This is a genomic window from uncultured Negativibacillus sp., from assembly GCF_944388365.1.
Lineage (GTDB): Bacteria > Bacillota > Clostridia > Oscillospirales > Ruminococcaceae > Negativibacillus.
Genome location: NZ_CALXIN010000093.1, coordinates 1 through 7,023, shown reverse-complemented (window position 1 = coordinate 7,023; position 7,023 = coordinate 1). Strand labels below are relative to the sequence as shown.

General features: G+C 55.9%; 5 protein-coding genes and 1 pseudogene. 3 read left to right on the top strand and 3 right to left on the bottom strand.

The features are described 5' to 3' along the window. A pseudogene (locus Q0L39_RS09875) lies at positions 1-363 on the top strand (DUF4438 domain-containing protein); the annotation flags it as partial. Between the two features lie 555 nt (positions 364-918). Here Q0L39_RS09875 and Q0L39_RS09870 read toward each other — a convergent pair. Genes Q0L39_RS09870 through Q0L39_RS09860 form a run of 3 tightly spaced genes read right to left on the bottom strand, consistent with a single transcriptional unit; the run spans position 919 to position 4,682 of the window. Then, positions 919-1,800 carry an NAD(P)-dependent oxidoreductase gene (locus Q0L39_RS09870; RefSeq protein ID WP_296628808.1) on the bottom strand — a complete coding sequence of 294 codons (882 nt, stop codon included), beginning with the start codon at positions 1,798-1,800 and terminating at the stop codon, positions 919-921. Positions 1,801-1,857: 57 nt separating this feature from the next. Then, positions 1,858-2,682, bottom strand: a complete 825-nt coding sequence (locus Q0L39_RS09865; protein WP_296628806.1) for a GNAT family N-acetyltransferase — start codon at positions 2,680-2,682, stop codon at positions 1,858-1,860. Then, positions 2,673-4,682: a S9 family peptidase gene (locus Q0L39_RS09860; protein ID WP_296628805.1), complete on the bottom strand. Its 2,010-nt coding sequence runs from the start codon at positions 4,680-4,682 to the stop codon at positions 2,673-2,675. Before Q0L39_RS09860 ends, Q0L39_RS09865 begins: the two co-directional genes overlap by 10 nt. 687 nt (positions 4,683-5,369) lie before the next feature. On the opposite strand from Q0L39_RS09860, the gene nifU reads away from it, so the two are divergent. Next, positions 5,370-5,798 (top strand): Fe-S cluster assembly scaffold protein NifU, encoded by a 429-nt coding sequence (gene nifU, locus Q0L39_RS09855; RefSeq protein WP_296628804.1) that lies wholly within the window; start codon positions 5,370-5,372, stop codon positions 5,796-5,798. Continuing rightward, on the top strand, positions 5,788-6,840 hold the full coding sequence (mnmA, locus tag Q0L39_RS09850) for a tRNA 2-thiouridine(34) synthase MnmA (protein ID WP_296628803.1): 1,053 nt from the start codon (positions 5,788-5,790) through the stop codon (positions 6,838-6,840). The genes nifU and mnmA overlap by 11 nt, the downstream gene beginning before the upstream one ends. Positions 6,841-7,023: the final 183 nt, after the last annotated feature.

The following is a 7,023-nucleotide window of genomic DNA, read 5'->3' as shown; positions in this document are numbered from 1 at the left end:
AAGGACGGCAAGCTGGTGGTCGGCGTTGCCAAGGTGGTACCAGGCTGCATCATGGGCTCGGGACTGGGCGCATCGACCTCCTACTATGGCGACTATGACATCACGCTGCACGACAAGCAGATCTGCCAGCAGTACGGACTGGATAAGCTGCGCTTCGGCGACATCGTGGCAATCATGGATGCGGACACCCGCTACGGCCGCAACTTTGTCACCGGCGCCATCACCATCGGCGTGGTCGTCCACAGCGATTGCATCCTGTCGGGACACGGCCCAGGCGTGACCACCCTGATGACCTGCAAGACCGCGCAGATCGAGCCTGTCATCGACGAAAACGCAAACCTCGCAGATTATTTTGTAAAATAGTCCACCTTTTCTTTGCTTTCCACCTTTTCTTTGCTAAAAGAAAAGGTGGAGCCAAAAGAAAAGTGTTTAGCTTTCAGGGGAGTTTGAGAGAAAACGTACAAGGTTTCTTCCCTTCCTAAAAGTATCGAGCCAAATGAAAAGTATTTAGCTTCTTTCCACCTTTTCTTTGCTAAAAGAAAAGGTGGAGCCAAAAGAAAAGTGTTTGGTTCTCAAGTGAGTTTAAGGAGAACCGAAACCTCCTTCCCTCCCTAAAGAGTAGCGAGCCAAATGAAAAGTGTTTAGTTCTCAAGGGAGTTTAAGGAGAACCGAAACCTCCTTCCCTCCCTAAAGAGTAGCGAACCAAATAAAAAATGTTTATCTTCTTTCCACCTTTTCTTTACGCAGAAAAGAGAACAAAATATTTCATATTTTGTTCCGCCAAAAGAAAAGTGTTTGTCTTTTAGGCAAGCTTGCAGAGAAACGAAAAGAAAAGATTTTAGCTCTCAGGCAAACAAAAGCACAAACGACAAAACAAGGGCTGGCAACATTTGTTGCCAGCCCTTGTTGTTTCTGCGGTTATTTTTCTCTCTTATGATAGTAGTCGATGAGCGCCTGGGTGCCCGCATTCTCCATGCCGGAAGCTGCCATCTGCTCGTACAGTCCCAGTACGGCATTAAGCATCTCCAGCTCCACGCCGGCTTTCTCGCTCTCCTCCTTGACAATCTTCATGTCCTTGATGAAGTGCTTGACAAAGAAGCCTGGCGCAAAATCGCCTGCCAGCGCACGCGGCGCCATGTTGGCAAGCTGCCAGCTTCCGGCAGCACCGGCGCCGATGGCTGCCAGCATCTTCTGCGGGTCCAGTCCTGCCTTTTCGGCGTAGAGCAGCGCCTCGGTGTAGGCTGCTGTTGCGCCTGCGACGGCAATCTGGTTGGCAGCCTTGGTGTGCTGTCCGCTGCCGGCAGGTCCCATCAGGATGATGTTTTTGCCCATGCACTCAAACAATGGCATCGCTTCGGCAAAGTCGGTCTCGTCGCCGCCGACCATGATGGACAGTGTCGCATTGCGTGCGCCGCTGTCGCCGCCCGAAACCGGCGCATCCATCACGCGCACGCCGCGCTGTTTGCCTGTTTCGTACAGCTCCTTTGCCAGCGACGGAGAGGAGGTGGTCATGTCGATGCACAGTGCTCCTGGTTTTGCGCTGTCAAAGATGCCGCCCTCGTCGCAGAATACCTCGCGCACATCGGACGGATAGCCGACCATGACAAAGACTGCGTCGGCGTCCTTAACCGCCTCGGCGATGGTCTTGCACGGATGGATGCCGAACTCCTTCTCCAGCTCCAGCAGCTTTTCATATTTGTGGGTGTAGGCGCTGACCTCGTAGCCGTTTTTGGCAAGGTGACCTGCCTGCTGGCTTCCCATGACGCCGGTTCCGATCCATGCTACCTTTTTGATGGACATATCGTACTCCTCCTTTAGTTCTATATGTATGTATTTTTATGCAATTATCCTCTTGTATCAGGGACGAATCCACTCCATGACCACGTCGTCCGATGGATCGTCCTCAAAGCCGTTGGCGGCGCAAAGCTCCCGAAGCTCCTGCTGGTCGGGAGCAAAGTGGAAGGTCAGCTTCTGCGCGCCGCCTACTGCTGCCAGATGGCGGGCATGGTCGAGCGCACGCTCGGTCTGTCCCAGCGCCGCCGCAATGTACAGTGCCTTGCGCGGCTGAAAGCGTGCGCCTGCGACCAGCAGGGTTTCACCTTCTGCCCACAGCCAGCCGGCGGCGGCAAATCCGCGCAGCGTCTGCTCGTTGAGCTGACAGAAGGTGTGGTTGATGCTCAAAAAGCCGCCGGTCTGCTGGGTCAGTTCCGGCAGACGCTCGATGGCTTGTGCCGCTTCGATGCGGTGCAGTCCGGTCGGATGGGTTTTATCTGGCGTCGGAGCGCTCATCGAGTGAAACTCCGGTCCGCGCCTCAGTCCAAAGCACTCCGCCAGTCCGGCGCTGGCGACGTTGCGCACACCGGTGTACATCCGCGCCGCCGGACAGCCAAGCTGCTCGATCTGCTCAAAGTAGCGGCGGTAGATGGCGCGGCCGACGCCCTTGCGCTGAAAGTCAGGATGGACGCGCAGCAGTTCCAGCCATGCCGAACCGTCGTACAATACGGTCAGTTTGCCCATGCCCACCGGCTGCCCGTCCACACACGCCACCGCCAGCTCTCCGGCGGTGGTGCGGTAGTAGTCGATGACGTCGGCAAAATAGTGGTTTGCTTTCACCGCGCCCTGTTCAATCCAGCGGCAGCGCTCAAAATCCTCGGGTGTATAGGCGCGGGTGGTTATCTGCACGGTGTTTCCCCCTTCAGATACTGGTTAAACCATTCGGTGATCTCGCGCAGACGGCGGATGCGGTGTTTTGGCTTGCCGCTGCGGCTCAGCTCGTGGTTTTCGCCGTGGAACAGGCACAGTCTGGTCGGTACGCCGTGCATCCGCAGTGCAGTGAACATCTGCAGTGCGTCGGTCATCCAGCAGCGGTAGTCCTCATCCGACTGGATGAACAGCGTCGGTGTCTTGCACTTGTCGGCATATTTGAGCGGAGAACGCTCCCACATCTCGGCAGGGCTGTTCCATGGGTCGGACTGTACCGCCGACAGATTGTGATAGTAGCCGATGTCGGTGGTCAGGCACTTGCTGATAAAGTTGGAAATCGAGCGCTGGGAAGCCACCGCTGCAAACCGGTTGGTGTGTCCGACGATCCAGTTTGCCATAAAGCCGCCGTAGCTGCCGCCCGCCATACCGATGTGCTGCGGGTCGATCTGCGGATATTTTGCCAGCACGGTGTCGGTAAATTCCATCAGGTCGTTGTAGTCGATGACGCCATAGCGTTTGCCGCGGATGTCGGCAAACTCGTTGCCGCGTCCGTCGCCGCCGCGCGGATTGCAGAAAAAGACAAAGTAGCCTTCGTTTGCCCAATACTGCATCTCGTGGAAGAACGGAGTTCCGTAGACCGCCTTTGGTCCGCCGTGGACGTTGAGGATGCCTGGATACTGCTTGGTCGGGTCGTAATCGACCGGTTCCATGACCCAGCCGTCGATCTGCACGCCGTCGCTGTCGGTGAAGGACAGATATTTGACCGGCACGACGCTGTGGGTGGAGAGATATTCGTCGTTAAAGTGGGTGAGCTTGGTTTCCTCGCCATTTTCGGTGCAGCAGTACAGCTCCTGCAGGCCGTTGTCGCGCATGGCGACATAGTAGAAGGCGCCATTTGCCCAGTCAAAGCAGTCGATGCTGCCGTGTACCGACGGAGTGACCACCGTCTCCTTGCCGTCGAGGCTCAGGCGGACGATCATCGAATCGTAGCCGCGGGTGCCGGTGTAGTACCAGTGTTCGCCGATGGTCTTGCGGGTGCGTCCGCCGCCGTGACGGCAGTCCGAGCTGACGCTCGAGCGCAGGCTTGGGTCGAGGTCGCACAGCTCGGTGATGGCGCCGGTATCCGGGTCGGCTAAGAAGTAGGTCGGGTTTTCGTTGGTGCCGTAGCGCTCACCGGTGGACATGGCGAGCAAAATTTTGCCGTCCACAAAGTTTGCAGCATCGACGCCATATTTGTGTTCCAACTGGAGAGCAACCTGCTTGCCGGTGTGCAGCGAAAGGACGTACAGATCGTCCTTCTGGTCGTCCATCCACTGATAGTCGTGGCCGCCGTAGAGCACGCGGTCGGACGCTTTATCATAGTCAAAGGTGTTGACGTTCATATATTCAGGGCTTAACAGCTTACACTCACCGGTTGTGCGGTCAAACAGATACAGGCGGTTGCGCAGCTTATTGATGACGCCCTTGCCATTAGACCAGAACGGCAGCTCGTCGAACACCTCGTAGTCCTTTTCCTCCTCGATGCGCTCGATGGCCTGTTTTTTCTCCTCGCCTTCCAATCCGGTGAGGTCGATGCCGTAGTGGTCGTAGGTGCCGATGAATAAAAATTCATCTTCGCTTACCGGATAGAGGCTTCTTGCCTTCATCGGCAGCACAAAGTATTCCTCCGCCTCGCCGCCATGGATATTGATGCGGTTATAGACGGTGACGCTCTGACCTGGCTGCGGCTTATGGTCGTGCTTACGGTCGCCGGCAAAGAGCAGATGTTCGTCGTCCAGCCAGACAAAATCCGATTCTTTATCGCCACTGGTAAGCTTTCGGCAGCTGCCGTTTTCCCAAAGCCAGAGGTTAGAAAGGTAGGTATTTTTGTCGAGGCTTGCGCGGGTGACCACAAAGGCCACGCTGCTGCCGTCGGGCGAACAAGCCACCTGCGAAAGGCAGTGGATCTGTTCAAGGTCCTGCATGGTGATTTTTTGCATAACAATTCCTCCTGACGCTCCATTTTTTGGTTTTATTATACAATCATTTCCGTTTAAAAACAAGGCTTTTTTTCGCGGGCTTGTGCAGCCCGCAACCCGCAGGTATCTTTGCAGGGTAGTCCCTGCAAAATCCTTTTTGCAGGGTGGCTACCCGCCCCTGCACCCTGGGGTCCATTTCCTTCCGCGAGGAAATGGACGAAAGGCGCGCCAAAAACCTCCTGGTTTTTGGATTTCCAGCGAAGGGGGTCATACTTGACCCCCTTTGAACCCCCTTTGTATCGGCAGAAAGTGCGCTCGACAAAGGCACTCGGCTGTCCGAAGTGGTACGTCAGTATTTGACATCCTCTCGCTGGCGGAGCAGATAGGGGGAGAGAACTTCACTATGCGAAGTTCCCGAGGGGATGTGCCCCTTGGAGGTGTTTCCAAAGAGGAATCCTCCTCTTTGGCACGCCTTTGATTACTTTCCTCGTGAAAGGAAAGTAATCGCGGGTGCGGGCTGCGTAAGCCCGCAATCGTCTTTGCAGAAAGTTTCTGCACCACAGAAAAAATGGACAACATAGAAAGCAGAGGTGCGGTCTTTGCAGGAATCTTCCTGCAACAAACAAAAAGCCTTTGCAATAAAATAAAAAAAGAGGATGCCACAGGGATTCCTCCCTGTGCATGGTAATAAAAGAAAGGACAATCACTATGATGTATTCTGATAAAGTTTGGGACCACTTCTCCAATCCTCGCAATGTCGGCGAAATCGCTGACGCCGATGGCGTCGGTGAGGTCGGCAACGCTACCTGCGGCGATATTATGAAAATTTACCTCAAAATTGATAAAGACATCATCACCGATGTCAAATTTAAAACCTTCGGCTGCGGCGCTGCTATCGCCACCAGCTCGATGGCAACCGAAATGATTAAGGGCAAACCGGTCTCCGAGGCCCTCAAGCTCACCAATAAAGCGGTCGTCGAAGCCCTCGACGGTCTGCCACCGGTTAAGGTTCACTGCTCGGTACTGGCGGAACAGGCCATCAAACAGGCGCTGGCCGACTACTACCGCCGCAACGGCATCGACCCGACACCGATCATCGGCGAACTGCCTGATCCAGAGGCCTGCCATGTCCACTAAAAAAGTTCTCGTCGCTTTAAGCGGCGGTGTCGATTCGTCGGTCGCCGTCGAACTGCTGCGGCGTCAGGGCTATGAGGTCGAGGGCATCATCCTTGAGTTCTCTCCTGTCCATGCTGCCGCTGTACAGGCTGCACAGGTCGTCGCACAGCAGCTGGATGTCAAGCTCCATGTGGTCCGCTGCCATGAGGAGTTTGAGCAGAATGTCATCCTGCCATTCTGCCGCGAATACCGCGCCGGACGTACGCCGAACCCCTGCATCTTCTGCAATCCGACCACCAAGTTCGGCATCATCTGCCGCTTTGCAAAGGAGCACGGCTTTGACTATATCGCCACCGGACACTATGCCCGCGTGGATCACCTGCCCGACGGCACGGCGGTGCTGCAAAAATCCTCCTGCCTCGAGCGCGACCAGTCGTATATGCTCTACCGCCTGACTCAGGAGCAGCTCTCGATGCTGTTGCTGCCGCTGGAGGGCTTAGAAAAACCACAGGTGCGCCAGATTGCCCGCGAGATGGGTCTTGCCTGCGCCGACGCTCCTGACAGCCAGGAGATCTGCTGGCTGCCCGACGGAGATTATGCCTCCTTTGTCGAGCAGAAGCTGGGCAAATGTCCGGCAGGCGACTTTGTCGCACCGGACGGCAGTGTCTGCGGACGCCACAAAGGTCTGATTCACTACACGGTAGGACAGCGCAAACGCCTTGGCATCGCACTGGGCTATCCGGTGTTCATCAAGGAGATCGACCCTGCCAGCAACCGCATCTACCTTGCGCGCACCGGCGAAGAATACGCCGACGGTGTCCTGCTGCAGGACTGTGTGATTCAACCAAACCCACACCTGAGTGTGGAAAATCCGACCGCGAAGGTGAGCGTCAAGGTGCGCTCCCGCGCAAGTGATGCGCCTGCCACCGTCACCTTGCTGCCGGACGGACAGATGCGCGTGGTGTTCGACACTCCACAGCGCGCACCCGCTCCAGGACAATCCTGTGTGCTGTACGACGGCACCGCTGTTCTCGGCGGCGGCTATATTCAAAAGCAATTATAACGTAACTGATTCCCCTGCCGGACGTCTCTGGCGGGGGATTTTTTATTCTCCGAATCTTCTTTGTTGCAGGGTGGTTCCTAGGCCTGCGCCCGTACATTCTGTGAAACCGTTCCTTTTGTAGGCGCAGGCATGAGAAGGAGCAGCGCTCCTTCTCCGAACTATCTGCAAAAATATTGCGGGTCT